The organism is Paenibacillus sp. FSL H7-0690, assembly GCF_037980415.1.
Lineage (GTDB): Bacteria > Bacillota > Bacilli > Paenibacillales > Paenibacillaceae > Paenibacillus_AQ > Paenibacillus_AQ odorifer.
The window spans coordinates 3,102,688-3,129,510 of sequence record NZ_CP150281.1 but is presented as its reverse complement, the minus strand read 5'-3'; the positions used below and the strand labels follow the sequence as shown (position 1 = coordinate 3,129,510).

The following is a 26,823-nucleotide window of genomic DNA, read 5'->3' as shown; positions in this document are numbered from 1 at the left end:
TAGGCTGACTCTCGTCAGCACTATAAGCTCAGCCTATTTCACTTTTACATAAAGAATTTGGCTAATAATTTACTGCCTATAAATGCACCAACCAGCAGGAACAATCCAAAAATCCAGCCTGAAAGCGATAAAGAAGCTATAGCCGTAAATAATGCACCTATATTACATCCATTAGCCAGTCTAGCTCCGTACCCCATGAGCAACCCACCAAGTACAGCCGCCACTACCTGCTTTTTGGACTTAATTTTCTTAAGCTTGAACTCGGAAGCAAACAATGTCGCTGCTAATGCACCTAAGATAATCCCTACATTTCGAATAGACCCACCATCATTCAAAAATCCGGAAGATAATGTTTTTTGAGCTTTCTCCGTACTAAAGTAAGCCCAGTTATCTACATTTCCTCCTACCAGTCGATACGCCCAAGCTCCCCAGTCCGCGAAGGCGCTGGTTACTCCCCATCCTTTTGAGAAAACAGCCAGATGTGCTGTAGCGAACACAGCGAGAAGTACAGCTCCAGTTACATAAGTAAACGGTTCTTTGAGCAATTGCTTGTAAAAGCGGTTAGACGATATCTTCAACCAGAATTCGTTCACCGTTTCATTCACCGTCCTTTCCTACTTAGCGATCCTATTTTACCTTCTCAATAACAACTTCCCACTCGCCATCATCGACCTCTTCGATTTCCACATTATGTCCCTGTTTTCTCGCCCATTCTGGTACGTTTTTCATTGCGCAGCTATGATCAATAGCAACAACTAGAACGTCTCCAACATTTAGTTCAGTCATTTTCTTTTCTGTTCTCATTAACGGTACCGGACAAGCTTCTCCCAGGCAATCAAGTGTAAATTCAGCCATCTTAAAAACCACCTTTTATATTTTTTAAAATTCCTAATAGTGAAAATATTCACGTAATAACTTAAACTAATCTGCGCTTCCCATCTTTTTCTCTTGCCATTTAACTGCAGCGATGTACAACAGAAGAATGATCAGGAACTGAACAACTAGCGCTCCAAGCCAACCAAAGACGTCTGGTAAAAATACAGTGGGTGCATCCTTTATAACGTTAGCTCTCCACCAACCCATATCATGTGATCCCCAAAGTGACCCAATGACAAAAAACACAAGTGACAACATCTGCATCGTGAATCCTTCACCTACACGCATCAATGTACCCGAAGCGCAACCCCCTGCAATAACCATGCCTATTCCGAATAATACTGCGCCAATTATCAAAGCAAAACTGATTTGACCCACATTATCCATCCCAGGAATCGGTTTACCTTCCAGGAATGCTGGATACTTTATGGCTGTAAATCCGATCGTAGCGAGAGAAAATGCTATCAGTACAGCTCTTGTTACCGATGTGCTGCCTGTAATACATGGATCTCTAAGTGATGCAGTAAAACAGAAACGTGATCTTTGCAAAATAACGCCAAACGAAATACCGAAAAGCAGGTAGACAACCATTTTATCGTGGGAATGGTCTAGGAAAAAACCAAACCCAATAATGAGAACTGTGACCAGCAACGCGATGGGCAACTGACTCTTTTTAGGTTTTCTAGGAGCTCTGGTTCGAGTTGATTTCGTTTCGGGACTTACGGTTTGCCCCATAGTCTAACACCTCCATCGTTTTATGTAATTGACTATGTGAAAATAGTAACATACTTATTTGCGCTGTGGTTATCTGCTTTCTTTATGCTGTATAAGTGTTACTAATGGCACAGATGGAGCGTAATCAAGTATGCTATAGTTTGCACTAACAGCGGGCAACAGGAGGAATAAGTATGAATATGGAAACGCTTAAATTATTTTTAGATATTGCTTCGTTAAAAAGTATATCTAAAGCCGCTCAGAAATCTCATATCACCCAATCCGCACTGAGTCAGCAGTTGAAATCCTGGGAGAATACCTTGGGTTCTGAGCTTTTTGTGAGAAGTAATAAAGGGGCCAGCCTAACAGAAGCAGGGATTATAGCAGAGAAGTATGCGGAGCAAATCTGTAAATTGTATGATGATATGGTCACAGAGATCAATCATTTACAGCCAACACAACATGAGCTGTCTATTTATGCGATTCCAGAAGTCTGTAATTATGCCCTGCCATGTACTTTATATGAGGTAAAAAAGCATTTTCCCAATTGCCATATCACTCTAAACGAAGGGGCATCGTCACTGGTAGAAGAACGTTTGCTTCTTGAAGAAGGTGATGTTGGCTTTATTTCCGGGCCTTCCCCGAAATCTGAATTAAGCTCCAATATGGTGTTTTCTGATCAAGTTATGCTAGTGGCAAGCAGTACGACCGTTTGTCCTGATAAAATCACACTGAATGAGCTCCCTAAATATCCGTTAATCTGGTCCTCACAGCTTCATTGTGTGCAAAGGGCTTTAAATAACATATCTGCGGGTGAGCTTAAATTAAACATACTGTTTAATCTGGACTCCCTTGAGGCGGTAAAGCTTGCTGCAATTAGAGGACATGGTGTTGCCTTTCTGCCTTATATGTCCATAAAAAAAGAGTTGTATAGTAAACAACTCAAGATTATTCATATTGATCAGTTCCAAGTAAATAACGATGTCTACATGGTAAAAAAACATAATCAGCGTTGTGACAATGATACGAAACAATTAATTCGTTATATAGAAAAGACATTGATTGATACATTGTGTTGAACTTATATCTCAATCGTAATCTCCCATACCCCATTAATAACTTCTTGGATGGTACATTTCAAATTTGAACCACGACAGTAATCCGTGATGGAAACTTTTGCGCAGCTATGATCAGTAACCAGAATCACCTGTTCGCCATTTTGAATGGCTTTTTGATGTTTTTTTAACATCATTACTGGTACTGGACAGATTTCTCCCAGACAATCAATTTCAATCATGAAGTTACCATACTGAATTGAATGGGTAGCACCCCCACGTTTGTTTCGATCTTTATCGAGCCAGCCTCACCAAGGATCCCCTTTGTTTTTAAAGCAAATAAAGATGCCATTGTAGCATGTCCACAAAGATTGATCTCATGGCCTGGCGTAAAATACTTAAGCCTTAAATCAGCTACATCTGATGAGACTACAAAAACTGTTTCGTTAAAACCGACCTTATGAGCTATCGCTTGCATGTCACTTTCGCTCAAATGAGCCGCATCTAATACTACACCAGCTGGATTTCCTTTGTTGGGATAAGGAGAAAAAGCATCATAATGAAGTACTTTTATGTTGTTCATTGGTTAGTCTCCTTTCAATTTATTTCAGTAAAGCTTGATAACTTCACGAAGTGAGAAACTCAGCAGTAAAAATTTCTATTTCTCTTAAAACTTCTTGGCGGTTAGATATCGCATTACATATATAAAAACGGTCTTTATTGTGCTCATGAAACTGTTTAATTACATTAGGCTGCTGATTTAAGAATTCTTTATGAAGAGCTTCACAATCAATTTCAAGATGAGTATCATGAAGTTCCTTGAGTTCAAATACAAGGACATCTTTTTTGTGCTGGATTATTTCACAGACCACATCTTTTGCGTATATACCGTGAGTTAATAAGATTCTTAATGCCGATAGGTCATTGGCTTTTTCCTGTGAAATCTTAATTAATTCTGCTTGTATCTGTTGGACTTGTTTCGTGTTCCAATGATCAATTAATTTTTCGAAAATCCAATACACCCATTCTTGATCATCGCTGTGTTGATTTAGTACATCTTTAACATATGGAATCATCGGATCCCCTATTTCAAGTAAAAAACCAGCTATTTCCCCCGCACCTGGCCAATTTAAATCTTGTATCCATTCAAGCAAACCCGGCAATATGCTTTTCACACGTGGATATCCTAAACGTATGACTGTTTCAGCCGCTCCATCCCAATAGTCTTTTGATATAGGTTGTACTAATAAATGCAAAGCTTCATCCTTTATATATTGTAGCTTATTAATTGCATCTTCCTTTTCCTCTTCGCGTGTGTGCCATGATAACTTTTTGATTAAATTTGATACTTCATCCACTATATTCACCTTCTAACTTGAATTTTCCCCCACGCCGTTCTAGTTACAACACTGCTTTCTTCCGCTTCATTATCCAAATTATTAATAAGACGATAACCGATGTCCCCAATAAGAAATATATCCAAATCGTTTTTTTAACCAATTCATCATTGGGATAATGGCCTTTATTATAAGCTTTTACAAAGATATCCTCTTGGGTCTTAATAGCAATGTAATCTTTTGGATCGGTATTGATAATTGAGTAGTAGGGCGTACCTTTAGGATAAATATTCGAGAAATTTCCCCTGTACGTGCCTTCCTCATCGGAATATTTAGTTACATGCCCTATCTTCTTATCGATTTCTTCGGAGGGGATGAGTTCATCGTCTGATATTTCGTAGATGTCACCTGAATAAACAACAAACGAACCGGCCCAATCCGCGTAGACCGCATGTAATGGCAATAAAGCAATTATGGCTAGAATTACAATAATGAATTTCTTCATCTCAACCTCCTAGCTTTGGGATTCGATTGATTTATAGATTGTTTTGAACTCTTTTACATTATTTAATCCATCAATAAGCTCCACTAAACCCGACAAAGATTCCAAACCATCTATTAATTTCTGAATGGGCGATCACATCGAAGTTAAATCCGTCTGGATCAATATCGTTCAAAAGCATCGTTGTTGTGACCTCTGAAAAATCTGGTTCTACATAAAAGGTTGAGGATTTATTATATAGACTACAATCAGCATCAGAAGCAAAAATGAAAGAAATGCGGTAATGATTATGAGTTTCTTTCTTTTTTTGATCATAGGGATTAACTCCTTACGGTTTAGATACAAAGTGATTTCCGATAAATGTATTTATGATCCTCATCCATATCCGATGATTTCATATACCCCACACTGCGCCAAAACCTTTCATTTGCATCATTAGTCGGGGTTAACTCGATATACTTTGCACCGTCTGCATAAACATGTTTTTCGACCATTGAATAGGCAAATTCGCCATACCCTAAATTCCGATACGTAGGTTCAATATAATACTCCATTAAAAAACACTTTCCACCCTCATCAAAATAAGTAACATACATTAAAAATCCAAGCACAGTACCGTCCTTATGTATAAGAAACAAATTTAAAGGATTTATATCTCTTGTTCTTAGCTCTTCAATGATCTCTCTATACTCGTCTGAATAAAAGTAATCCAGGTCAAAATCATCGCCCATAGATACGTGGAGAGATAATTCATTAATGTAACTATTAAAAAGTCCCCAAAATATATCTACATCCGATTGATCTTTTGCTGCAAAAACCTCTAAATGGATCGTATTCATTTCAACCTCCTTAATCATAGTTTTTAATGAAAATCTTAAACGAACTCTCAATTGCGTCAAAATCAGTCGAGCCAATAATTTGATCCATAACCTTGCCATCAGAGTTTATAAAAAACAACGCTGGAAAAGCTTGTTCACCAAATTGTTTATGGAGATCACCTGTTTCATCTAGGAGAACGGGATACTTAATGTTGTAATCCGCCACGTATTGTTTTACTTCAGAAAGATCATCTTGATAAAGCAAATTGATTCCGTATATGTTCACTCTATTTTTATATTTCTCATACAATGAGACAATCTTAGGAGCGTCGTCATTACAATATGGACACCATGAGGTGAAAAATACGAATACAGTCGGTTTCTCCGAAAAGTCCACTTGAATTTTGTTTCCATTCGCCAACTCTTTTAGTTCAATGTTCTCAGGACTCTTAATGGGTTTAGAAGAGTTGTTTACTACGACAAATATAATCGAGCTTAATGCAATCAAAAATATAAATGTACTTACAATAATAGATATCTTCTTCAAAAATCATCCGTCCTTTTATACTTCCTTAGTTACATTAAGCTTTTTCCATTTGCGAATCTTAGAACGAAAAGTCTTAAACGGTGCTACTGAATTAATATGAATCCATTTGACCATTGGCCATCTTGGATTGTTTCCTGTCCATTTCCGCACGCCTTGCGTAAAAAGTTCTTCATCACTTAAAGAATCAATCCAGTTCTGCCACTGATGTTCTGTCTCTTGAAATAAAGATCTTAACTCATCTAATGAGTAGGCAGCATATGTATGATAAAACGATTGATATAATCCGCCAAGTTGATTCCATTTATAATCCGGTGAAGGTGTAATAACGGTTAACCCTGATTTTTCATCCTTATCCCATTTCATAACAAGATTCAACCAGCCCAATTGATAAGCAATGATTTCTGCTGGGGTACGATCAACCCCTTCCATACGATTGTCTCTTTGGGAGTTCTCAATGCCATCAAATTCATGATCAAGAGACTGATAGGCAATATGAATCGCATCTTTCAATTCTTCTTTTGATAGATAATCGTGTGTTGACATCATACCCCTCCTTTAAATCACTTTATTAAATTACTTTACAAATGTATTATGTACTCGCTCTGATTTCAATAAATATGCTCCATTTCCAAGTTCTCTGGCAAGAGGAATTTGATAAAGAATTTTACAAAGTGATTTTATCACCCACAACAATACACTTACTGTTACTGCCATGCCCAAGCTCAGCTGTCTTTATGATAGGAATGGAGGCGGAATGGCTAATTTCCTTCACATACTCTTCTACTATCGGGAATTCATTAAAGTTCTCAAGTTCTGAAAACGACCCTAGAATCAATCCAGCACAAGCATCAAAATATTTCAATTGCTGGAGCTGAGCAAAAAAGGAGACTATTTTGTTAGCTCTGCCACTTAAACTCTCCAACAATAAAATTTTGTCCGAAGGATCCGGAAAATAGCTTGTCCCTGCCAGCTTCAAAAAGCAGCGAATATTCCCCCCGATTACTATCCCGCTCATCTGGTTACCACGAACCCAATGATACCGGAAATCGTAAAGATCGTTTTGACCCTCGAAGAATGTTCGATAAAAAGCCCTTTGCTGCTCCGCCCCATCAGAAGACACTAAATTCATCAACTGATAATGATAGGATTTCGAATTATTTTGCGTATATAAAGCGTTCAAAATAACTGACAAATCACTCATTCCGAAAAAGGGTTTGGGGGTCATTCGGATACTTTCATAGTCTATGTACTCTAAGATCTGATTGGCAGAATCCCCACCTGAAATATCGAATATCGCGCTAATTTCAGTATTTTTAAATAGTTGATTCAGCTCCACTGCTCTTTCCATGGGATTGCCGCTGAAATAACCCTCTTTTCTAAACAAAGTATTAGCCACCACTACATGGAGTCCAAATGAATGCAAAACTCTTTTTAATTCCTCTACTTTTGCTAGGTTTTCTACTCTCACACCATCTGAACAAGCAATCAGTCCTACTTTATTCCCGTGAGTAAATTTTAAGGTTGTGTTCATTTTAATAATCCTTTCGATTCTACTTTTTAGTTTAATCTCCTCAAATTTACGATCATATTTACACCATACCATATTTAGGGATTTGAATCATTTTCTTCTTGAAATTATGAAACCACAACATGGTAATATAAGTATAATAATGCAAGATCAAATACATTGGGGGTGTACTAATGCGTAAATCACCGTTGATATTAAGCATGATATTATTATCCCTGGCGTTAATTATGGGATGTAGTTCAGAAGTAGATGATGCTACTAAAGCCGCAGAGAAATATAAAAATGTAGAATATACCGTCAAGGCTTCTGAGGATTTAATGTCTGATGAATCCATTCTTGCGCGAAATGAAGAGATGAAACCGTATTTTACAGAATACTTTTCCGAAAAAGCTATAGCGAACCGAATTACAACTATCCCATTTAAAATCGCTGATAAACAAAAGCTTTCTTTAAAACCGGAAAACCTAAAATTCAACCTTTCCGAACAAAAAAAGGATATTGTCGAGTTAAAATATACGGTGGATCTTGTTTTATTGGATAAGGATGACAAAGAAAGTAAACGTGTACCTTTGGAAGGTATATTGACTCTCTTTGAAGTGGACGGTAAATGGTTAGTGCAAGGGGATCGATTTGATACTGTAGCATTAATGAACTTGATTGATGGGTGAATTTGAATATCCTTCTTATCATAAAAAGCAGACTGCTCTAATGAGCAACCTGCTTTTTTGAATTACATTATTTTTTTGCTCATCCTATAATTGACCAACAAAACACCTTTTCGTTCTACACTTTGTTTCGCAATAACCTGGTACCCCAATCGTTCAAAAAAAGGTTTAGCAGTGATGCTTGCTTCGGTATCCATTTCATAAAGACCCTGTTCTTTTGCTTTCAATTCAAACTTATTCACCAATGCAGAGGCTACACCTTGCCCTTGGTAATCTTTGTGAACATATAATCGATCCAAATGTCCTTCTGCTGTCATATCAGAAAAGCCCACAATAATATTATCAATTTCGGCTACATAAGTGATATTTTGACGTAAAGAAGCTCTCCAAGTATTAAGCTTAAGGGCCTCTTCCTCTTTAGGTGCCCAAGCATCCAGCTGTTCCTGTGAGTAGTCTTGTTTGTTTACGGAATGAACTGTTTCGTAGAACAATGAGACAATTTGACTAAGATCCGATTCTCGGTAAGCTCTAATATTCATTTTGATCTCCTTGCTGGCGATTGTAGTAACAGAAGTCAATCTCAAAACTCCACTAGATCGATTTTCCGGCCAGATTCAGCACTTTCCAGCGCTCCGAACACCATTGCCATACTATACCGATTATCTCTACAATTCGTCTCTGCAGGACGTTGCTCTGCTAATGACAAGAACATCTCATCCAAACACCCTTGATGGAATGTTTTACTCATCTCAACGTTTTCACCATTTACACGCTTTACGTCACGAATGAACTTATCACTCTGATCTCCTGCAGTAACTACCTCAGCATATGGCAGCTCATGACCATCCCAGATTGCGGTTCCTTTCTCCCCGTTAACCCGCCAAGAAGCTTCCCATGACGTGGATGCACCTTCTGCACACCAAGATCCCTGATAGGTAAATATTGAACCGTCGGACATCTCGAAAATGCACACTGCCGAAGCATTCCCCTCATACCATGAACCGGGAGGATTAAACTCCTGACAGTATACGGACACAGGGTTCGCGCCACTAATAAACCGGGCCTGGTCGAAGGTATGAATCGCCATATCCAGCAGCAACGGACTTTTCATAACATCACGGAATCCCCCGAAATGAGCCCCAAGGAAAAAGCTTGCACCGATAAATCCTGTTCTACCAATCGTTCCTGATTCTATGATTTTTCTTAAAGAACGAATACGAGGATCATAACGGCGGTTCTGCATCACAGCATGAGCGTTTCCAGTCCGTTCCGAGATCTCAACAATCTTATTACATTCCTCCATAGTCTCAGCTAAAGGTTTCTCACTAAACACATTACATCCAAGTTCCAATGCAGTGCTAGAAATATTGAAATGACTTCCGGGAACAGTAACGTCAAAGACGAGATTTGCTGCGGTCTCCTGTATCGCCTGCTTAATATCCGTAAACGTCAGACATGAAATCCCATGCTTCGCGGCCATCGCCTCAGCTGACTCCAACCTTATATCTACTAGAGCAACGATCTTAGTATCTGGACGCAATAAAGCGTATTCAATCCATGCATTAGCCATTCCTCCGCAACCTGCAACTACTACCCGATACTGTGCTGTCATATTTCTCCCCCTGACTTATTAAAGCGGATTAGGCACAAAGCTGCCCCCGCGGCATTGTTTTAAATGATTCAAGGCATGTACTTGACCCATCATTTCCAGTTCATCCCGATAGACAGGATCATGCCAACCTTCAATATCAATGGTGCCTTTATAACCAGCCTGACGCAAAATGGAGATAACATCCGTCCAGTTCGTATCACCAAAACCCGGAGTACGGTGCCATACATAAGGTTTCGGGCCGTGGATTCCATATTCTTTTACAATATCCCAAGCGATGGTGGCATCCTTGCCGTGTACATGGAAAATCTTATCTGTCCATTTGCGCAGCTGTGGGATCGGGTCAATCAACTGCACCATCTGATGGCAAGGCTCCCATTCGAGTCCCATATTGTCAGCAGGGACAGCGTTAAACATCTTTTCCCAGGCTATTGGATGATGAGCGATATTCCAGTCCCCAGAAGTCCAATTGCCATCCATGGAACAGTTCTCAAAAGCAATTCTTACTCCGCGATCTGCTGCTCTTTTTGTCAGCTCACCAAATACCTCGGCAAACTTCGGAATCGATTCATCAATAGACACTCCTGGTAGTCGTCCCGTGAATCCTGATACCATATCAGTACCAAATACATGAGCATGATCAATAAGCCGTTCCCAGCTCGCTAATGCATCGGAATTGTCACCCGTATTCGTCAAAGGATTGCCAAAGATGCCAACCGATGAAATCACAAAATCATGTTTTGCCGCAAGTTCTTGCACACGCTTACCAGTTTCCACAAGATCTGTTTCACCTGTAGTCTGCCAGAAGGTTAAGCTAAAAGATTCGAAGCCATGACCTACGATTTGCGGAATCACTCTAACAGCATCTCCGCCACCAACTAATGTACCTATACGCATTGTATCCTTCATCTTGTGTACCACTCCAATATTGGTTTATAGTAAGTTCTATAACCCGAGTATATACTGCATTTGAGCTTAAAACTCTTATTATATTGTGTTTATATAGTCGTATATTGTGGGAGTTGAATAAATATTGAGCTATCCTAATGATCTTAAAGAATACCCTCAATTAGAAGGAAACACCTATCCGTTTCGATTGTTTTTTAATGAATGCAAACATGCGAAAATCGGCCAGAACATCCTTTTTCTACACTGGCATGAGCATTTCGAAATCATTATCATGCAAGCAGGCAGCGCCATTTTCCACATCGACAGCAAGCCCTACGAACTGCATCCCGGAGAGGTTTTGTTTGTTCCTTCTGGAGGTTTGCATGTTGGATATAGTCTGCGGGATGATCATGTCCGATTTATATCCGTCGTATTTCATAGTTCTTTATTTAAAGATTGGAAGCAAGATCCTCAACATGAACAATTCGTAGCTCCCTATTTGGAGAATCGATATCAGCTACCAGTTAAACCAGCAGCACTAGTTCCAACCTGTTCTACTTATTACTCTCTTCTGAACACTATCGTGGATGAAGTGCATCAGAAAGGTCCTGCATTTCAGCTGATCATCAAAAATCAACTCCATCTGCTTTTTGTATTGCTCTCCCGTACCTTTTTGCCTGAACAGGTTTCTGGCAGAACAAATGAACGTCAATCCTTCAATCGTGAGCGTTTTAAGCCACTGCTGGAGTACATGGAGAACCATTTTGATGAGAAAATGACCATTGAAAGCGCCGCGAGATCCGTTAATCTAAATCCATACCATTTCTGCAAAACCTTTAAGAAGCTCACCGGCCGAACCTTCATCGATTATGTTAATCTTTGCCGCGTAAATGAAGCAGAACGACTGCTGCTGGAGACAGATTTTACTGTAACGGAGATTGCTGGACGAGTGGGCTGCGACAATCCTAATTATTTTACCAAGCTGTTTAAGCAATATAAAGGAACTACACCATCCGGTATTAGAAAATAATTCACACTGGAAAATAGGAGATTATAAAATGAATTTAAAAGAAACGTTGATATGCATAAAAGAAAATGATTACCAAGCACCTCCCGATACCTTCCAGTTGGTACAAGAAATGATAAATAACATTGGTTCTTTAGATGCCCAACTACGGGATGAGCTAATTTATACAACCTTATCACATTGGATCCCAGGTAATTCTCTAACTACAAACGAACTGGAACAACTTATACCCGTTATCTTGGATAAAAACCATTTGCATTTTAAGCTTGGCGAAACCAATACAGACTCTGTCTTTACCAGATCTTTCTCTATGCTAGTTATCCCACTCCTCTTCATGAGGCATAAAGAATCACCATTTCTCTCAAGAGAGCAAATTCATCAGATAAAAGAGAAGGTATTTTGCAGTGTGCAAAATGAGCGGGATTACCGGGGGTATGACGAAGAAAAAGGCTGGGCTCATGCTATAGCCCATGCAGCAGATACTTTAGATGAATTGGCTCAATGCTCCGAACTGGATGAAAATGACCTCATAACTATCCTCGATTTGGTTTACGAAAAGATGACCATAACAGATCGAATATACTCCGATGGGGAAGATGAGCGAATGGTAAGATCCATAATGAGTGTTTTAGATAGAAAAATGCTTAGTCAGACTTATGTAGAGCAATGGATTCAAAGTTTTGGTGATGTGGAGAAAAATCCAGAATTTCTTCCTGCCTTTAAACAAAAAAATAATATAAAGAACTTTTTGAAAAGTTTATATTTTCGAGTTAAATATTACAAAGTACATGCCAATCTCTGTCCAACAATCGAGCATACATTATATAAAGTAGAAAAAGTATACTATTCCTAATTAAAAAAAGTGAGGGTTAGAGCACCCTCACTTTCCATCTACAGTTCAAATACGTGGAGCACTTGCTACCTGTTGACGGGTCTATTAGATTATTCAGTAATTGCTAGCTCCATCCTCCGCACACTCGCAAGCGCGGGAAAAGATTCCAGCACCATCCCTGTATTCCATAACTTAACCTGCTGTCCAACCTGTAAATCCTTAAAGCTGATGGTCTCTCCTGCTTCATTAAACATTTCAGATTTCGCATTGAATGTGAACCAGTAAGATGGATCTTCGTTACCAGGTTCAAGGATTAGAATCCGCTTCGCCTGTTTAGTATCGATATCAACGATTGTACCTACTACATGCGGATCACCTATTTCTGAAATATCATAGGTCAACATCTTCGGATCGATCCACTTTTCAATTTCAAGCTTAGCTGCTTCCGCATCATCAGACGGAATGGTAATAGTTACTTTATTACCAATCGTATCTACACCAGAGCCGTAGAGATTCAGCTTCTGGTATAGATCTTGTTCATGCAACAATTCTTGAGCAGCTAATAACTCTTGCATCGTATATTTCACATCATGAAGCTCATAAGTACCTGCAGTGAAAGTCTGAGCAAGGCTTTGCTCAATCTCCGAGTTCAAACCTACAATATTAATATGAACCTTGTTATCTTGCAGATAAATATCTCCGTTAGGAATCTTCTGAGCTGATAAGAAAGTCTTAACCGCGCCTGGATCATCCATTGCGGGGTTCGTAGAAGCTAAAATTTGTGGTACTGAACTAATTACAGGAGTTGGAACTGGCTCCTTATGCGCTTGTTGAGCCTCTGAACAGCTACTGATTAACAAAATAACAACGGGAATCCATATCCAACCAATAATTATCTTACGCATCCTATTAACACCTCCACTCTTCATCTTCTCAAACGAAGACCGGAAGTGATAGGTTGCAGTTTCAGGAAGAATTCTCTAATCCAAAGTGTAAGGAGCAAGACCGATTGGAAGTGCCGCAGGACGAGTGCAGGTGCTTTCCATTTCGTAGAATGAATGAGCATCAGAAGAATCATGGAAAGCCCACATTGCTTCTAATACGTGATAAGCCAGTTCTCCACTGGCACGATGCCCTCTACCCGTCCGAATGGCGTAAGCCATATCTGCTGGTCCAATCCCGCGGGTATTCTGATCATACCCTGACAACAACGGCTGTTCCGTCCACTCATTCTCACCCATAAGCCGGAGTTTCACGGGACCCCCAAAGTTATTCGGGTCTGGAACTTGAATCGTTCCTAGCGTTCCGTAGATTTCTATATGTGGCAAGTTGCTCCCGCCAAAGATATCAAAGCTTGTAATCAACGTTGCAATGGCACCATTTTCAAATCGTAAGGTTCCGGCTACGTGAGTTGGAATTTGAACAGGAATTTTATTCCCAAATTTCTTCTCGCTTGTAATCGTACGTTCTTCCAGCGCTTTCCCAGTCATTCCGCTAACCGTATGAATAGGACCCAACAGCTGCACCAAAGCCGTCAAATAGTAAGGACCCATATCGAACATTGGACCTCCACCAGCGGCATAATAAAATTCCGGATCTGGATGCCAATGCTCATGTCCACGGCCCAGCATAAACGAAGTAGCTGCAACAGGTTCGCCAATTACTCCTTCATCTATCAGCTTCAAAACCGTTTGAATTCCCGCTCCGAAGAATGTCTCCGGTGCACTGCCCACAAGTACTCCCTTTTCCCGCGCAGCTGACAGAACTTTGCGGCCTTCTTCTCTCGTCACAGCTAGAGGTTTCTCAACGTATACATGTTTACCTGCTTCAATAGCTTTCAGGCATACTTCCGCATGAACAGCTGGGATCGTTAAGTTGATTACGATTTCTATCTCTGGATCATTCAGTAATTGTTCTGTGGTATAGACGTTTGGAATATTGTATTTATCCGCTTGTTCTTGTGCTCTCACCAAATCTAAATCCGCACATGCAACTAGATCAAGGATCTCGAACTTTTGACAGTTCTCCATATAGATGCTACTGATTTTACCGCATCCAATAATACCAACTTTGACTTTATCCATTCGCTGATCGCTCCCAGAATTTATTGACTGTCTGCCATTCCACTATAGCTATTCCTAACCCCCGAAACATTGGATAATGCTTGCGCTTTACCTTCAGCTGCCCATATTAACCCTCTGCGCATCATTTCACGCACTTGCGGCTGATCTACAATGTCCGCATGATGCCCCAGTGAATTATAATAAACTCTGCCCAAGCCCCAACGTTTTGTCCAAGCTACTGGCATATCAACAGCCTTATTATACGAATGAGGCCCTTCAACTACTGGAAATCGAGTCGTAGCAAGAACTTCAACAGCTGGATCTACATGCAGATAATATTGCTCTGAGCAAACACTGAAATCTTCTAATCCTTCTACCAGAGGACTTGAGCTTTGACAAATCTCTACGGTATAGTTAACGCCGTCATTCCCAGGATGAGCTACCCATTGTCCACCCGTCATAAACTGCCAATCTACATTATTACGAAAAGAATCACACATCCCGCCATGGCAACCGGCAAGACCTGTTCCATGCTGTACAGCTGCTGAGACATTATTCACAAAATCCTGCTCGATTGTGCCCATTGTCCATACCGGAACGATCAAATCTAGTCCAAGAAGCTTATCTTCATCAGCAAAAGCCTCCAGTGTATTCGATACTTCAACTTCAAACTGTTCCTCTTGCAACATTTTAGCGAATATATCCGCTACCTGCTCAGGCTCATGACCCTCCCAACCGCCCCATACAATCAATGCTTTTCTCATCTTCAGCACTCCTTCTAAGGTTAGATTACATCTCAGATAAATCGACCCACCGGCGTTCATCAATAGAGCGTTCTACTGCCTCTAACACCGCTTGGCATTTCACTCCATCATTGAAATTCGGTTCTGGCTGACGACCTTCTTCAATTGCGTTAGAAAGCTCCAGCATTTCGTGAATAAACGTATGTTCAAAACCAATCGTATGACCTGGCGGCCACCAAGCCTCTGCATACTCATGAGCAGGATCGGTCGCCAGCACACGGCGAAAACCTTGTACATCCTCGGCATCCGAGGTCAAATAAACTTCTAATTCATTCATACGTTCAAAGTCGAATTTCACACTGCCAAGACTTCCATTGATCTCAAAAGAATTGGTAGAGCGATGACCCGCTGCGAATCTTGTAGCTTCAAAGCTGCCCAGAGCACCATTATCAAAACGGGCTAAGAATAAGGTGGCATCGTCAACGGTAACCTTACCCTTGGGTGCATCCTTATCTCCTTTAGCGCTTAAACCAGTCATTTCAGCGGCGAGCGGACGCTCTTTTATGAAGGTCTCGCTCATGCCGATTACTTCCTTCATATCACCTACTAAGAAATGAGCCAAATCTATGAGATGCGCCCCCAGATCTCCATGTGAACCTGAACCGGCGATATCCTTCTGCAGTCTCCATACTAAAGGGAAATCCGGATCTATTATCCAATCTTGTAGAAACCAAGCCCGAAAATGATAAATCTTTCCCAGCCGCCCACTCTCTATGAGCTTCTTAGCCAGTCGAACTGCCGGAGAAAAGCGATAATTAAAACCAACCATATGTGTAACTCCCGCGTCTTCAGCAGCTTGCAGCATTTCACGGGAATCCGCCAAGGTCAGCGCAAGTGGTTTTTCACAAAAAATATGTTTACCTGCTTTGGCTGCTGCCAAAGCTATCTCCTTATGCGCGTTGCTGGGAGCATTAATATCTATAAGATCAATATCCTCTCGAGCGATCAGATCCTTCCAGTCCGTAACACAATCCGCCCAGCCTAACTGCGATGCAGCTTCTCCAAGCGCTTCACTATTACGTCCACAGATTACAGACATTTCCGGTTTAAGCGCTTTCGGGAAAAACATAGGCAAACTGCGATAAGCATTACTGTGGGCTTTACCCATAAATTTATAACCGATCATTCCAATGCGAAGCTGTTTCATCTTATTCCTCCTAAGTGTTGATAGATTTAGATGAAGCTCGTATAACTAGTTCTGTCGGTAATTTGATCTGTACGGCTGGTGCGGGTACTTCTGCCAGATTGTTTCCCAGCAATTCAATGATTTGGGCTGCGGCAAGTTCACCTAGTTCGTAAAAGGGAACCCGCACACTGCTTAATGCAGGTGTGGTAAGCTCCGCAGCTTCCGAATCATCATAACCCACAATAGCTGGCAGGCGATCCCTTGGTATTCCTAACTCCTGTAGTCCTTGCTGCAAACCTATGGCCATCCGATCATTGGCGGCCATAATCGCATCAATCTCATTCAGCAAAGGCAACATTTCTTTGGCAGCTATAATTCCGCTTTTCCGGCTGAAGTTACCTTCGAACAAAAGTGAAGAGTCTACAGAAAGATTCACCTCTGCCAAAGCGCGGGTATACCCCGTTAAACGATCTCGGCTGTTGGAATAAGATTCTGGCCCATTTAGAAAAGCAATCCTCTTAAACCCTTGTTCCAGTAAGTGTTTAGCCGCTTGCCAGCTTCCTTCGACATGATCGGCATCCACCTCGTGAAAAGCTTCCCCAGCAAAATGCTGATTAATCAGACAAAAAGGATGGTCTTCTTCCTTCAAACGGCGGAGTGAGGCTAGCTCACCTGGCTCTTCTTTAGCGCCAAGCACAATGCAAGCATCGATCTTCCGCATCTTAAACAACTCGTTATAATCCATTGGCGCTTCGGCATTCCGAAACAGCATTAACAGATCATAACCCTCTTCTCGCGCCTTGCTCCCTATTCCACTTAATATTTCCGAAAAATAATAAGTGGAGAACAAGCGGGCTTTCGGCAAATAAGGCATCACTACACCCAAGTTCCCGCTCCGTCTACGAGCAAAGCTCTGAGCAAGTGAACTAGGGGTATAGCCTAGCTTCAGTGCAGCTGCCAACACACGTTCCTTCGTTTCTTCCTTAATCGGACCAACATTGTTTAACACGCGAGATACTGTGGCTTCTGAGACACCTGCAAGCTCGGCAACCTCTTTACGGCTGGCGATATAAATTCCTCCTTCTCATAGGTTATGAACAGTGACATTTAGCCTCGTTCAATTCGCTATTCGAAAACGCATTCATTTAATGTACGCGCGTACATTTTCTCATGAACAAGGCTCTTCGTCAACCCTAAGATTGGATAAATTTAAAAGACGTTCATATACAGTAAGGGGGAAGAACGTCTTTCTTTTTCTTTTCAACTATCCGCGAGGCACTAGCATTAGGACACCAAGTAAAATGATAATCAGAAATAAGTAACTCTCAAATTTTTTAGCAGGAATACGTTTATTCACATATACCCCAAGGACCGTAGCTAAGAGAATTGCTGGAATAGAATATCCATAAAGAACAAGAGCATCCACCGTCCACAATCCCCCGATAGCATGACCCGTTACAACGAGTACACCAGAAATAAGAAAATGAGCTTGCAACGTACCCCGAAAACGATCCGGATTCCATTGTCGTAAAGTACCATAGATCACGACAGGGACACCATTAAAGTTATAAGCACCGCCAAGTACACCCGAAGCGAATCCGAAAGGATACACCCAGCCTTTTGCCTTAAGCAAGGGATGATCGATCGTCTTAAATATTCTCTTCTTAATCACCGAATAAACTCCATAAACAATCAAAAATATACCAAGTCCAGTCATAATTACACTTGCCGGTGCTAAATAAAGCATGACAAGTCCTACAGGAATTCCTATCACTGTTGAGAGTGCTAATCGAATCAAAATAGATCGTTCTATATGCCGCCACCCACTCACAACTGTAAGTGAGGCAACCGTGAGGCCTGCCAATCCAATCAAAGAAACTGAGGTATGTAGAGGAATCGGGAGCAGTGCAAGCAGTGGCATGCTCACAATCGCTTCACCAAAACCAAACACGGTTCTCATTAAGGCACCTATAAATACTGCTACTACGACAAGTGTAATTATTGTAACGCTCAATCGCTTAATCCTCCTCCTAATCTTATCCATCCGTAATTGTGCATAAAGTCCTCACATTTCCAGAACATCTGAATACATTCCTTATTTCCACTCTTCTAATTATAACATATTAATTATTGTAAAACAGATATTAATAGAGGATAAACATGCAATTTAACGTCTCTCAAATCCTCTATAATGCCGTAAAAACTATAAGATAATGGAGATATACATATATTTAATGAAAATCCTTTAAAATCAATTACAGCGGCCTGTGTGTAGTTCCTGTTTTCTGAAAAACTAGCTGAAGTACTAAACAAAAAAACTGATCTCCCTTAACTTTGATGAGGTATCAGTTTCTTATTTTTTGACGTATTTATTTAGGTGTTATCTTTCAGCCACACCTGCACATGCTTTAGGAATTTTTTGGTGACGGGAGAAGCATATTTCATAGAGTGGACAGCAATTCCTAACGATCTGAAACTACGTTCCTCCAATTCTAGCATGGCCACATTATAATTTTGCCGGGTCAAGACAAGCTCTGGCAAAATACTAATGCCAAGGCCTTTCTCCACCATCGACATAATGGCATAGTCATCACCTGCTGAGAATTTAACATGAGGTTTAATACCCGCCTTATCCAGCACACGTCTAACATCATAATCCGAGCCTGCTTTCGGGATAATGAAATCCTCCTTAGCAATTTGCGATAAGGAAAGAAAGGGTTCTGCACTAAGTGGATTCTCTTTAGATACAATCCCTAACATCCGGTCTTTTTTTAAAGGAATTACGTCAAACTTCTCACGTGTAGGCAGTGAAATAAAACCGCAGTCGATCACTCCAGCCTCTATCCACTGCTCAACCTCCAAATAACCGCCTTCCATCAGCTTGATTTCTATATATGGGTATTCACTGCGAAATTGCTTAATCATCCCTGGCAGCCAATGCACAGACACACTGGTGAACGTACCGATGGTGATCGTGCCAATCTCTAGCCCGTGGATGTCCGCTACCTCCTGCTTCAATTTCTCGTTCCATTTCAAGATTTCACGGATAGGCTGCAGAACTTGTTCCCCGTTTACCGTTAATTTCACACCGGATCTATTTCTAATTAATAACGCGAACCCAAACTCCATCTCCAAGCTGCTAATGGTGTGACTAATTCCGGATTGCGTAAAACCCAACATTTCTGCTGCTTTTGTTAAGCTGCCTAGCTCTACAACTTTCAGAAAAATCTCATATTTATTAATGCTCAACCTCTGTTCCCACCCTTATAAATTACATAAGTTTTACTCATGTATCCTATGATAAACATTCAGTTACCTTATGTATAGAGCCGTATTATACTATATTGAGTTGAAAATGAAGAAGGATGGATGAAGAGATGAAACCGCTCAAAGCTGAGCTGCTGCTGTTAGTTGTAACATTATTTTGGGGCTCCTCCTACATATTTATGAAAATGGGGTTAGGTACGTTAGGCGAATTCAATCTGATTGCACTCCGCTTCGGACTTGCTTTTATATTAGCCGCTATGATATTCCACAAACGATTAAGACGAGTAGACATGAGAACATTAAAATATGGTGCTCTCCTCGGATTCCTCCTGCTAGGCGTATTCACATGTATAACCTTCGGACTTCAAACAACCACCACCTCAAATGCAGGATTTTTAGTTGCATTGACGGTTATTTTTGTACCGATCTTGGATCGAGTTATTTTCAAAAAAAGAGTTGCACCTCCGCAAGTGTTCGGCTCCATCCTCGCCATAGCCGGGATTGGACTTCTTACCTTAAATGCAACCTTAACTATTCAACCGGGTGACTTTCTGTGTATTCTTTCGGCAGTGTTCTATGCGGTACAGATCTTATTTACAGGCAAGGCGGTAAAAGAATGTGATTCCCTGAATATTGGAATCTTGCAGTTAGGATTTGCCGGAGGGTTGGCCTTAGTGTTGTCCGCAATCTTCGAGACACCTTCGCTCCCCTCTACTTTGCCAGGTTGGGCAGCAATTCTAGCGCTTGGTATCCTATGCAGTGCCTGTGGCTTCATCCTGCAACCTATTGCTCAAAAATATACTTCACCAACCCGCACCGGACTAATCTTCTCCCTTGAGCCGGTCTTCGCTGCGATGTTTGGTTATTGGTTCGCTGCTGAGAAGTTATCGATGCAAGGCTATGCTGGCGCAGCGCTTGTTCTGTTGGGAATCGTGGCTTCTGAGCTGCTTGGTAAAGCAAGTCTCCCCGCATCGTGGGCTCAGAAGAAACCAGAGCATTTATAACAATAAAGGCGTCGTTCAACTATACAAGCTGAACGACGCCTTTTCTATATTATCTAAGTTTATGGATTCCATTAATGCCCCATCATCATCGCCGCATCTGCCTTCTGTCCCTCTCCAGAGGTAGGATCGCCAGCAGAAAGCTTAGGCTTGCGCAAAATAATACTCATCAATACACCTACCACTCCTATGCAGCCAGACAGGAAGAACACATCATCAAAACCACTAACTGCGGCTGTCAAAGGATTACTTCCCGCTTTCAGTGCTCCCATATGAACAGCGATCTGACTAGTCAGGTAACCTGTCATTCCAGCTATAGCAAATGAAACAACGACTTGTTGAGCAGCAGCAGTAAGTGAAGTTACACTTCCCACCCATTCACGTGGAGCAGCATTCAAGACATGAGTATTCAAAGGCATCATCGTTAGACCCATCCCAAAGCCTAAGAAACCCAGGTATGTCATAATTAACGATAAATTTGTTGTAACACTAATTCCGGATAACAGGAACAAGGTGACCGTAATGATACTAAGTCCAACAAACGCCAGCGGACGAGCCCCGATCTTATCAAACAACCTGCCGCCAATCGGCATTCCGATTGCTGAAGCTAAAGCCTGCGGAAGTAGAATCAAACCGGTCTCCAGCGGGGTATAGCTTCGAATCTGCTGCAGGTAAAGGGGCACAAATAACATGGACCCAAACAAAGCAGCTTGCATAACCCAAGTTAAAATAATACCCCGAGTGAAATCCGACGAACGGAAAACTCGCAGTTGTAAAAGCGGATTTTTGTGAAGCAGCTCCACAATGACAAGAAGGATCAATGCAACCCCTCCAACAGATAAGCCAACAATAGCGGGAGTAGACGACCAGCTTGTTCCACCGCCTTCATTCACCCCATAAGCCAACATAGAGAAGGCAATTGGGGCAAGGATAATGCCTAGGATATCGAGTTTGCCTTTGCTCTTTTGTTCAGACTTCGGCAAATATTTAACACCAAGAATAATGCCAACAATTCCAATAGGTACATTAATCAAAAAGATCCAGTGCCAGCTTACGTACTCCACCAGCCAACCGGATAAGACTGGACCGAGTGCCGGAGCTAAGAGCATTGGAATACCAAGCATCCCCATAATAGAACCTCGACGTTCTACTGGAGCTAATTTAAAAACCATCGCCATCCCAATGGGAGCAACCATCCCCCCGCCAAGACCTTGAATGACTCGAAAAATAATGAGCTGAGATGAGCTTTGTGCAACCGAACATAACATAGAGCCAAGAATAAACATCGTAAGAGTTGCCAGAAAAACTTGTTTCGATCCAAAACGATCGGTCATCCAGCCCGCGAGTGGGATTACAGCCGCTAAAGCTAAAGTATAACCCGTAATCGCCCACTGAATCGTTTTGAGATCGGAAGCAAAATAATCAACCAGCTTGGGAACGGCCACATTCACAACAGTACCATCCAGAATAACCATAATCATACCGACAATAATAGCAAGAAGCGGGGGGATGATTGCTTTTAACGAAAAGGGTTGCTCTTCTGCAGAACTCATTCCGGTCAATGTTTTTGTCATCCAGTACTCCACTCATTTCTCTAATTTAATTAAATGCTTTATTTATTATTTCAAATTTTAATTTACATTCGATGAATCTGGAAGTCAACAAATAAAACCATTTTTTACATTAAAAACACATCGGGTTTACGATACCCTTCAGAAATTATCTGGGAAAGTATATTAGAACAGCAAAAAGACTATGCATAATCCCCTAAAATCTTCTCGCTTGGGAAATGTGCATAGTCATCATGGAATCATTTTCCGATTAGAGTGTCTCTCTTAATTCTATAATTTTGCCCGATGTGTTCAAAATAATTTCAAGTGGAATCTCTGTCTCTGCAAAATCCAATACACAGCGGATAGAAAATTGATCCTCGTTATAGCTACTTTTTGTAGATTTAATCCCATGATAATTCCCGGCTTTTATCGTAATTTGCTTCCAGTCTTCCAGTAATCCATTTGAGCTTGGCTTATTTACGACCACATCATAATGATATCGCTCCGATAATTCATTATATTTACCGCCGACCAGTAACCCCGCTATAACACTCGCTGTCACTTCAGGGGTATACACTTCAACTTGATTGGACTCCCCATCATATGAGGTTAATAAACCAATTGTCTTAAAAAAGGAGATTGGAACATAGATATGATCCTGTCTGAATTCGAAATCATCTTTAAAAACCAACTCTTGTGCATTATTGATGCTAACTAAATGTTCGTTAAGCTTCCATTTAATTATTTCATTTATCTTTGTTAGTGTTATAGTTTCTGAACTTTTTTGATATGTTGTTGTATATTTCAGTGCATTGGAAGCCTCTCTGAGCGGAATCATGACCGTGGAACCCTTATTGTAGGCTGAATGGGGATTAGTTTCCAGTAGTTTACCATTCAAAATTACGCTAACCTGGCCGGAGTCTGCCCATACTGTTGGAGCGGCAAATCCACCAAATCCATTAGTTAAAAACAGAACACCTAACACAACTACCGCTGCCATTTTGATCATCGCTCGAAACCTCCCTTTAGTTATTACAAGTATTATGTGCGTTTCCAGCATGTGCTAATCCTAAGGATAATAAAGCCAAGAAAAAAAAGAAGCCGTTCAACATTATGTTGAGCCGCTTCTTTAGAAATGATTATTCCACCTTGAAGTCAAAATACTGCTTAGGAAAAGGTTCTTTTATCAGCGTAAAATGCCACCATTCCTTACTATAAGGTTTAAAGCCTTGCTTCACCATAACCTCTTTGAGAATTGCGCGATTTGCTTTCTGAGTCTTGGTGATCAACGATGTATCATAAAAAGAGATCTCTCCGAAAAAATCAAACGGGCTGCCCATATCTACATCTAGACCGGTCTCTTTATTGACGATCGTTAAATCGATGGTACTGCCTCGAGAATGTCCTGATTTTTTCGCTATAAATCCGAGTTTGAATAAATTACGTTTATCCAGTAGCGGGTAATATTGCTGCTTCATCTTAGTATCCGCGGAATTCTGTGACCATCTTACAAAATGATTCACCGCGGTCTGCGGACGATAAGCATCATAGATTTTTAGGATATATCCTTTTTTGGCTAAATCCTCACTTACTGCCTTCAAGGCTGTAGCTGCAGTCTGTGAAAAGATCGCTAAAGGCGCTTTATAACCATCAATCCGCTTCCCTACAAAATTATTGTCTCCGTAATAGCGAATTTCAAATTGGGCAGTAGGTATCACTTCATCCAAATAGACAAATCCTTGCGGCAGGCGGTTTTTCTTCTCCAGCTGCATTTGCTGCAGTACATTGTCTGTAGATGATCCAACGTAAGCTGCATCTGCACTGCCCATAAAAATAGTGTTTGTCCATAACAACAGCACAAATGCGAAAACTATGATTTTTGTTCCTCTAAATCCGCTTCTCAATAGATCCCGCCTCTTCATTTCGAATTAACCGTTTGATTTAGAAATTTCTCCACTTCAGGTGTGAGTTTATTATTCGTGGAATCAAGTAACTGCAGTAGTTTTTCTAAAATCATTAGGATTCTGGTGTCGCCTTTGTTTCCTTTTAATGCATTCTCATACGCCTTCTTTACTTCAGGTTTGATTACTTGCTCATCATAGTCATAAGCTGGTGTGTTGCTTGATCCATATAATAAGCGTGAAGTTGCATTGAGCAGCTCTTTTTGAAGAACGGTTGACCGATTGGAAGCTGGGTATTTCGTCACAAAATCCTCCAGTGCAAGCGCCCTGTTCGTTAACTCTGTCCAACTAATCACAATAGCTGCATCAAAAACACTTGGTTGATTCGATTCAGTGGCCATGATGTCTATATAAGCAGCGATGTCCTTCGTGACATACGGCTTAAAGCTTTTGAACCCCTCATAATGCATCACTGGATAGTACATGCCCTCACTAGTCTCCAGCTTATACCCCTTATCCCGTCCTTCAATTAACATATTGCGTACATTGGGATCTTTGATCGCATTAAGGAGTGTGCTGTAGGTTAGATTTTTGCTTTTGGAAAAAGCATTATTTATCTCTTTCTGAACATTCTCCGGAAAAACCTTCTCAGAGTACACAGGTAAATATGCCTTCTGTGCATTTTCGAGCTGGAGTGTCATCTGAGTTGCTGTCCAGGTATCCACTTCTTTGATATGGTTAATCAAATAATTCCGTGCGTTAGCAAGAGATGCCGGTTTCTGTACATATTGTTGGAATTGGTTATAGACTTTCGCAGATTCTTTCAGAGTTGCGGCAGCTACAGTCTCAGTTGTATGTATACTCCCAAACCCTCCCATAGAGCCTAGGGCAAAGGCAATACTTAACAAGCCTGTTTTTTTCCATCCCATTAAAAGACCTCCCTTAAGTATTCATACTTAATAATTAGACATACGAGAGGATCCTGAATCTAACTCAGTACAGTATTATCCTGGACGGCTTCAATATCCTTCCTACGATAAATTCCCATCAAAAGTCCAATAGCCGCATATTCAAACCACACATGACTCCCATAGCTCAGGAAAGGGAACGGGATAGAAGTCAACATCATTCCGCCGCTCAAAACAGCAAGACCATAGGTTAGTCTTATGGCTAGTAAAAATGCCAAACCCAACACTAAAGCTTGTCCATAGGGCTCACGAATCGCTCGTATCGTAGATAGAAGCTTAATAAAGAACCAGGAGATAACTGTAAGCAAAAGCAGCGCCCCCGCCCAACCAAAACAATGAATAAGATAGACAGGCAACATATCTGAGTAGACATACGGCAGCTTTTGTTCTACTGCTCCGAATCCGTGCCCCCACCAACCTGCTGAACTAATAACTTCACGCATTACTTGATAGATATAGCCATAACCTTCTGGATCTAAAGATGGATTTATTGCACTAATAATTCTGGCCATCAGGTAGTCGCTATTGAAGATGACCATTAGTCCAACTATTACAAAGAACCCTAATAATACTACACTCTTTATCCAATCGCGAGTAATCCATACATATAATACTAGTGAAGAGATTAGATACACCACAAGCTCTGGAAGAGAGTTTAGAGAGATAAGAAGCCATGCAGGTGCTAACAGAAGGCTTATGTCGAACAACCCACTTCGCCAAGTTTTCTTTTTAGCCGATTCCTTACGATTCACTAAAATCCCTGCTAACGCGACTATCAAAACATAAGGACGATAGGATGTCATATCAGGTAAGATCAAAAAAATCCTAGGACCATAATTCACTCCATTTATTGTTATCCCCCAGAATATACTCGACAGAATTCCTGCTATTGATGTTCCGTATAATACCCACGAGAAACTTTTCAGCTTTCTGAAATCGATAAAATACAATCCAAACATCAATACAATTCCAATGAGTATATTTATCGCTTGGCGTCTAAACGCATTATCCAAAAAAGCACCTTTAACAATATCACTGTAGCCTACATCCACAGAACTCATTCCGATCAGACTGATCGCGGATAATAAAGCTACAACGCCAAACAATCCCCAAGGTACATGTGGTTTATGTATTAGATGAAGTTCTTTTCCTAACGTTTGCGGATTTCCCATTTGTGCGATCGCCCAAGCTATGGCTTCTTCCCGTGATACACCTTCTGATTCTTTTTCACAAATTAAATCTTCTAGATGACTAGCTAATTCTTGACGTATCTCTGGGTGAGTTTTTTTCGCTTTAATCTCTGCACACACTTCATCCAAAAATTGCTGCTGCCTCTCTTTCATCATACACCACCCTCTCCCAGAACGGAGTCAACTGCACCTTTAAACATAACCCATTCTGCTTTTTTCTCCTTGAGTTTCTCTTTACCTTCATCCAGAATTCTATAGTATTTACGCTTCCTTCCCTCTACCTCCATCCAGTAAGCCTCTACCCAGCGCTCACTTTCCATCGCATGCAGAATTGGATACAAGGTTCCTTCTTTTAATGAAAAAACACCCTGTGATCTCAGCTCCAGCTCTTTGATTAACTCATAACCATATAATGGCTTCTCCAGTAAAAGTGTCAGAATTAACGTACCCGTACTGCCCTTCAGCATCTCTTTACTTACTTTCAACGGCTAACACCTCCTAAATTCTAACTTTACAATTGGCGTGGGACCGGATTCGGCTCATTCTACGGGAT

The 26,823-nt window shown here is 40.9% G+C and carries 31 protein-coding genes and 1 pseudogene; 5 read left to right on the top strand and 27 right to left on the bottom strand.

The window, feature by feature from the left end:
• Positions 1 to 44: 44 nt before the first annotated feature.
• The 3 genes from MHI32_RS13880 to MHI32_RS13870 all read right to left on the bottom strand — a co-directional run bounded on the left by MHI32_RS13880 (position 45) and on the right by MHI32_RS13870 (position 1,611).
• Positions 45 to 605, bottom strand: a complete 561-nt coding sequence (locus tag MHI32_RS13880) for a YeeE/YedE thiosulfate transporter family protein (RefSeq protein ID WP_232061338.1) — start codon at positions 603 to 605, stop codon at positions 45 to 47.
• Positions 606 to 627: 22 nt separating this feature from the next.
• Positions 628 to 855 (bottom strand): sulfurtransferase TusA family protein, encoded by a 228-nt coding sequence (locus MHI32_RS13875; RefSeq protein ID WP_076129313.1) that lies wholly within the window; start codon positions 853 to 855, stop codon positions 628 to 630.
• 66 nt (positions 856 to 921) lie between these two features.
• Entirely contained in the window at positions 922 to 1,611 is a 690-nt protein-coding gene (locus tag MHI32_RS13870; protein ID WP_076135115.1) for a YeeE/YedE thiosulfate transporter family protein, read from the bottom strand.
• A 173-nt stretch (positions 1,612 to 1,784) separates the two neighbouring features.
• Between MHI32_RS13870 and MHI32_RS13865 the strand changes: the two genes are divergently transcribed.
• The gene (locus tag MHI32_RS13865; RefSeq protein WP_076135116.1) at positions 1,785 to 2,669 is read left to right on the top strand and encodes a LysR family transcriptional regulator; all 885 of its coding nucleotides are present in this window, start codon (positions 1,785 to 1,787) and stop codon (positions 2,667 to 2,669) included.
• Between the two features lie 2 nt (positions 2,670 to 2,671).
• Here MHI32_RS13865 and MHI32_RS13860 read toward each other — a convergent pair whose 3' ends face one another.
• The 8 genes and pseudogenes from MHI32_RS13860 to MHI32_RS13825 form a co-directional block, all read right to left on the bottom strand.
• Positions 2,672 to 2,887, bottom strand: a complete 216-nt coding sequence (locus tag MHI32_RS13860; protein ID WP_339173995.1) for a sulfurtransferase TusA family protein — start codon at positions 2,885 to 2,887, stop codon at positions 2,672 to 2,674.
• A gap of 14 nt (positions 2,888 to 2,901) precedes the next feature.
• Positions 2,902 to 3,228, bottom strand: a pseudogene (locus MHI32_RS13855) (PhzF family phenazine biosynthesis isomerase); the annotation flags it as partial.
• A gap of 43 nt (positions 3,229 to 3,271) precedes the next feature.
• Complete coding sequence (locus tag MHI32_RS13850; protein WP_339190898.1) at positions 3,272 to 4,003, bottom strand: DUF5071 domain-containing protein; 732 nt, start codon at positions 4,001 to 4,003, stop codon at positions 3,272 to 3,274.
• Between the two features lie 43 nt (positions 4,004 to 4,046).
• The gene (locus MHI32_RS13845) at positions 4,047 to 4,487 is read right to left on the bottom strand and encodes a hypothetical protein (RefSeq protein ID WP_339190895.1); all 441 of its coding nucleotides are present in this window, start codon (positions 4,485 to 4,487) and stop codon (positions 4,047 to 4,049) included.
• A 332-nt stretch (positions 4,488 to 4,819) separates the two neighbouring features.
• Positions 4,820 to 5,323 (bottom strand): GNAT family N-acetyltransferase, encoded by a 504-nt coding sequence (locus MHI32_RS13840; protein ID WP_339190893.1) that lies wholly within the window; start codon positions 5,321 to 5,323, stop codon positions 4,820 to 4,822.
• Between the two features lie 10 nt (positions 5,324 to 5,333).
• Positions 5,334 to 5,849: a TlpA disulfide reductase family protein gene (locus MHI32_RS13835; protein ID WP_076194316.1), complete on the bottom strand. Its 516-nt coding sequence runs from the start codon at positions 5,847 to 5,849 to the stop codon at positions 5,334 to 5,336.
• A 15-nt stretch (positions 5,850 to 5,864) separates the two neighbouring features.
• Positions 5,865 to 6,392 (bottom strand): ClbS/DfsB family four-helix bundle protein, encoded by a 528-nt coding sequence (locus MHI32_RS13830; protein ID WP_340012541.1) that lies wholly within the window; start codon positions 6,390 to 6,392, stop codon positions 5,865 to 5,867.
• A 121-nt stretch (positions 6,393 to 6,513) separates the two neighbouring features.
• Positions 6,514 to 7,380: a S66 peptidase family protein gene (locus MHI32_RS13825; RefSeq protein WP_076281134.1), complete on the bottom strand. Its 867-nt coding sequence runs from the start codon at positions 7,378 to 7,380 to the stop codon at positions 6,514 to 6,516.
• 170 nt (positions 7,381 to 7,550) lie between these two features.
• On the opposite strand from MHI32_RS13825, the gene MHI32_RS13820 reads away from it, so the two are divergent.
• Entirely contained in the window at positions 7,551 to 8,045 is a 495-nt protein-coding gene (locus MHI32_RS13820) for a hypothetical protein (RefSeq protein ID WP_076280727.1), read from the top strand.
• A 62-nt stretch (positions 8,046 to 8,107) separates the two neighbouring features.
• Here the strand turns inward: MHI32_RS13820 and MHI32_RS13815 are convergent, their stop codons facing one another.
• The 3 genes from MHI32_RS13815 to MHI32_RS13805 are packed head-to-tail and all read right to left on the bottom strand — an operon-like array spanning position 8,108 to position 10,560.
• Positions 8,108 to 8,581, bottom strand: a complete 474-nt coding sequence (locus MHI32_RS13815) for a GNAT family N-acetyltransferase (protein WP_076194362.1) — start codon at positions 8,579 to 8,581, stop codon at positions 8,108 to 8,110.
• A gap of 41 nt (positions 8,582 to 8,622) precedes the next feature.
• Positions 8,623 to 9,654, bottom strand: a complete 1,032-nt coding sequence (locus MHI32_RS13810) for a Gfo/Idh/MocA family oxidoreductase (protein ID WP_076280728.1) — start codon at positions 9,652 to 9,654, stop codon at positions 8,623 to 8,625.
• A gap of 18 nt (positions 9,655 to 9,672) precedes the next feature.
• On the bottom strand, positions 9,673 to 10,560 hold the full coding sequence (locus MHI32_RS13805; RefSeq protein WP_076129303.1) for a sugar phosphate isomerase/epimerase family protein: 888 nt from the start codon (positions 10,558 to 10,560) through the stop codon (positions 9,673 to 9,675).
• Positions 10,561 to 10,684: 124 nt separating this feature from the next.
• Between MHI32_RS13805 and MHI32_RS13800 the strand changes: the two genes are divergently transcribed.
• Together MHI32_RS13800 and MHI32_RS13795 are read left to right on the top strand one after the other, a co-directional pair.
• Positions 10,685 to 11,569 (top strand): AraC family transcriptional regulator, encoded by an 885-nt coding sequence (locus MHI32_RS13800; protein ID WP_076129302.1) that lies wholly within the window; start codon positions 10,685 to 10,687, stop codon positions 11,567 to 11,569.
• 28 nt (positions 11,570 to 11,597) lie between these two features.
• Entirely contained in the window at positions 11,598 to 12,419 is an 822-nt protein-coding gene (locus tag MHI32_RS13795; RefSeq protein ID WP_280752848.1) for a DUF2785 domain-containing protein, read from the top strand.
• Between the two features lie 89 nt (positions 12,420 to 12,508).
• Here MHI32_RS13795 and MHI32_RS13790 read toward each other — a convergent pair whose 3' ends face one another.
• From MHI32_RS13790 to MHI32_RS13760, 7 genes are all read right to left on the bottom strand, one after another.
• The gene (locus MHI32_RS13790) at positions 12,509 to 13,303 is read right to left on the bottom strand and encodes a hypothetical protein (protein WP_340012540.1); all 795 of its coding nucleotides are present in this window, start codon (positions 13,301 to 13,303) and stop codon (positions 12,509 to 12,511) included.
• A gap of 75 nt (positions 13,304 to 13,378) precedes the next feature.
• A complete protein-coding gene (locus tag MHI32_RS13785) occupies positions 13,379 to 14,482 on the bottom strand; it encodes a Gfo/Idh/MocA family oxidoreductase (protein ID WP_076278996.1) in 1,104 nt (367 codons plus the stop codon).
• Positions 14,483 to 14,502: 20 nt separating this feature from the next.
• Positions 14,503 to 15,225: a ThuA domain-containing protein gene (locus MHI32_RS13780; RefSeq protein ID WP_076280731.1), complete on the bottom strand. Its 723-nt coding sequence runs from the start codon at positions 15,223 to 15,225 to the stop codon at positions 14,503 to 14,505.
• 25 nt (positions 15,226 to 15,250) lie between these two features.
• Positions 15,251 to 16,411, bottom strand: coding sequence for a Gfo/Idh/MocA family oxidoreductase (locus tag MHI32_RS13775; protein WP_076185992.1), 1,161 nt, complete (start codon positions 16,409 to 16,411; stop codon positions 15,251 to 15,253).
• A gap of 10 nt (positions 16,412 to 16,421) precedes the next feature.
• The gene (locus MHI32_RS13770) at positions 16,422 to 17,465 is read right to left on the bottom strand and encodes a LacI family DNA-binding transcriptional regulator (protein WP_076194330.1); all 1,044 of its coding nucleotides are present in this window, start codon (positions 17,463 to 17,465) and stop codon (positions 16,422 to 16,424) included.
• A gap of 189 nt (positions 17,466 to 17,654) precedes the next feature.
• Complete coding sequence (locus tag MHI32_RS13765; protein WP_340012539.1) at positions 17,655 to 18,404, bottom strand: sulfite exporter TauE/SafE family protein; 750 nt, start codon at positions 18,402 to 18,404, stop codon at positions 17,655 to 17,657.
• Between the two features lie 359 nt (positions 18,405 to 18,763).
• Positions 18,764 to 19,639, bottom strand: coding sequence for a LysR family transcriptional regulator (locus tag MHI32_RS13760; protein WP_076278999.1), 876 nt, complete (start codon positions 19,637 to 19,639; stop codon positions 18,764 to 18,766).
• A 128-nt stretch (positions 19,640 to 19,767) separates the two neighbouring features.
• On the opposite strand from MHI32_RS13760, the gene MHI32_RS13755 reads away from it, so the two are divergent.
• On the top strand, positions 19,768 to 20,661 hold the full coding sequence (locus tag MHI32_RS13755; protein ID WP_076129293.1) for a DMT family transporter: 894 nt from the start codon (positions 19,768 to 19,770) through the stop codon (positions 20,659 to 20,661).
• Positions 20,662 to 20,732: 71 nt separating this feature from the next.
• Here MHI32_RS13755 and MHI32_RS13750 read toward each other — a convergent pair whose 3' ends face one another.
• The 6 genes from MHI32_RS13750 to MHI32_RS13725 form a co-directional block, all read right to left on the bottom strand.
• Positions 20,733 to 22,232, bottom strand: a complete 1,500-nt coding sequence (locus MHI32_RS13750) for an MDR family MFS transporter (RefSeq protein ID WP_076194336.1) — start codon at positions 22,230 to 22,232, stop codon at positions 20,733 to 20,735.
• Between the two features lie 247 nt (positions 22,233 to 22,479).
• Complete coding sequence (locus tag MHI32_RS13745) at positions 22,480 to 23,220, bottom strand: copper amine oxidase N-terminal domain-containing protein (protein ID WP_340012538.1); 741 nt, start codon at positions 23,218 to 23,220, stop codon at positions 22,480 to 22,482.
• A 130-nt stretch (positions 23,221 to 23,350) separates the two neighbouring features.
• Entirely contained in the window at positions 23,351 to 24,115 is a 765-nt protein-coding gene (locus MHI32_RS13740) for a M15 family metallopeptidase (RefSeq protein WP_340012537.1), read from the bottom strand.
• A gap of 14 nt (positions 24,116 to 24,129) precedes the next feature.
• Positions 24,130 to 25,041: a hypothetical protein gene (locus MHI32_RS13735; RefSeq protein WP_340012536.1), complete on the bottom strand. Its 912-nt coding sequence runs from the start codon at positions 25,039 to 25,041 to the stop codon at positions 24,130 to 24,132.
• 59 nt (positions 25,042 to 25,100) lie between these two features.
• Positions 25,101 to 26,426: an FtsW/RodA/SpoVE family cell cycle protein gene (locus tag MHI32_RS13730; RefSeq protein WP_340012535.1), complete on the bottom strand. Its 1,326-nt coding sequence runs from the start codon at positions 26,424 to 26,426 to the stop codon at positions 25,101 to 25,103.
• The gene (locus tag MHI32_RS13725) at positions 26,423 to 26,755 is read right to left on the bottom strand and encodes a PadR family transcriptional regulator (protein ID WP_036678319.1); all 333 of its coding nucleotides are present in this window, start codon (positions 26,753 to 26,755) and stop codon (positions 26,423 to 26,425) included. Before MHI32_RS13725 ends, MHI32_RS13730 begins: the two co-directional genes overlap by 4 nt.
• Positions 26,756 to 26,823: the final 68 nt, after the last annotated feature.

Coding starts and splice junctions, on each gene's coding strand:
- MHI32_RS13865 (WP_076135116.1), top strand. CDS start 1,785: ATGAATATGGAAACGCTTAAATTATTTTTAGATATTGCTTCGTTAAAA.
- MHI32_RS13845 (WP_339190895.1), bottom strand. CDS start 4,487: ATGAAGAAATTCATTATTGTAATTCTAGCCATAATTGCTTTATTGCCA.
- MHI32_RS13735 (WP_340012536.1), bottom strand. CDS start 25,041: ATGGGATGGAAAAAAACAGGCTTGTTAAGTATTGCCTTTGCCCTAGGC.
- MHI32_RS13785 (WP_076278996.1), bottom strand. CDS start 14,482: ATGGATAAAGTCAAAGTTGGTATTATTGGATGCGGTAAAATCAGTAGC.
- MHI32_RS13830 (WP_340012541.1), bottom strand. CDS start 6,392: ATGTCAACACACGATTATCTATCAAAAGAAGAATTGAAAGATGCGATT.
- MHI32_RS13810 (WP_076280728.1), bottom strand. CDS start 9,654: ATGACAGCACAGTATCGGGTAGTAGTTGCAGGTTGCGGAGGAATGGCT.
- MHI32_RS13750 (WP_076194336.1), bottom strand. CDS start 22,232: ATGACAAAAACATTGACCGGAATGAGTTCTGCAGAAGAGCAACCCTTT.
- MHI32_RS13840 (WP_339190893.1), bottom strand. CDS start 5,323: ATGAATACGATCCATTTAGAGGTTTTTGCAGCAAAAGATCAATCGGAT.
- MHI32_RS13870 (WP_076135115.1), bottom strand. CDS start 1,611: ATGGGGCAAACCGTAAGTCCCGAAACGAAATCAACTCGAACCAGAGCT.
- MHI32_RS13755 (WP_076129293.1), top strand. CDS start 19,768: ATGAAACCGCTCAAAGCTGAGCTGCTGCTGTTAGTTGTAACATTATTT.
- MHI32_RS13745 (WP_340012538.1), bottom strand. CDS start 23,220: ATGATCAAAATGGCAGCGGTAGTTGTGTTAGGTGTTCTGTTTTTAACT.
- MHI32_RS13825 (WP_076281134.1), bottom strand. CDS start 7,380: ATGAACACAACCTTAAAATTTACTCACGGGAATAAAGTAGGACTGATT.
- MHI32_RS13795 (WP_280752848.1), top strand. CDS start 11,598: ATGAATTTAAAAGAAACGTTGATATGCATAAAAGAAAATGATTACCAA.
- MHI32_RS13790 (WP_340012540.1), bottom strand. CDS start 13,303: ATGCGTAAGATAATTATTGGTTGGATATGGATTCCCGTTGTTATTTTG.
- MHI32_RS13860 (WP_339173995.1), bottom strand. CDS start 2,887: ATGATTGAAATTGATTGTCTGGGAGAAATCTGTCCAGTACCAGTAATG.
- MHI32_RS13780 (WP_076280731.1), bottom strand. CDS start 15,225: ATGAGAAAAGCATTGATTGTATGGGGCGGTTGGGAGGGTCATGAGCCT.
- MHI32_RS13815 (WP_076194362.1), bottom strand. CDS start 8,581: ATGAATATTAGAGCTTACCGAGAATCGGATCTTAGTCAAATTGTCTCA.
- MHI32_RS13875 (WP_076129313.1), bottom strand. CDS start 855: ATGGCTGAATTTACACTTGATTGCCTGGGAGAAGCTTGTCCGGTACCG.
- MHI32_RS13805 (WP_076129303.1), bottom strand. CDS start 10,560: ATGAAGGATACAATGCGTATAGGTACATTAGTTGGTGGCGGAGATGCT.
- MHI32_RS13775 (WP_076185992.1), bottom strand. CDS start 16,411: ATGAAACAGCTTCGCATTGGAATGATCGGTTATAAATTTATGGGTAAA.
- MHI32_RS13820 (WP_076280727.1), top strand. CDS start 7,551: ATGCGTAAATCACCGTTGATATTAAGCATGATATTATTATCCCTGGCG.
- MHI32_RS13730 (WP_340012535.1), bottom strand. CDS start 26,426: ATGATGAAAGAGAGGCAGCAGCAATTTTTGGATGAAGTGTGTGCAGAG.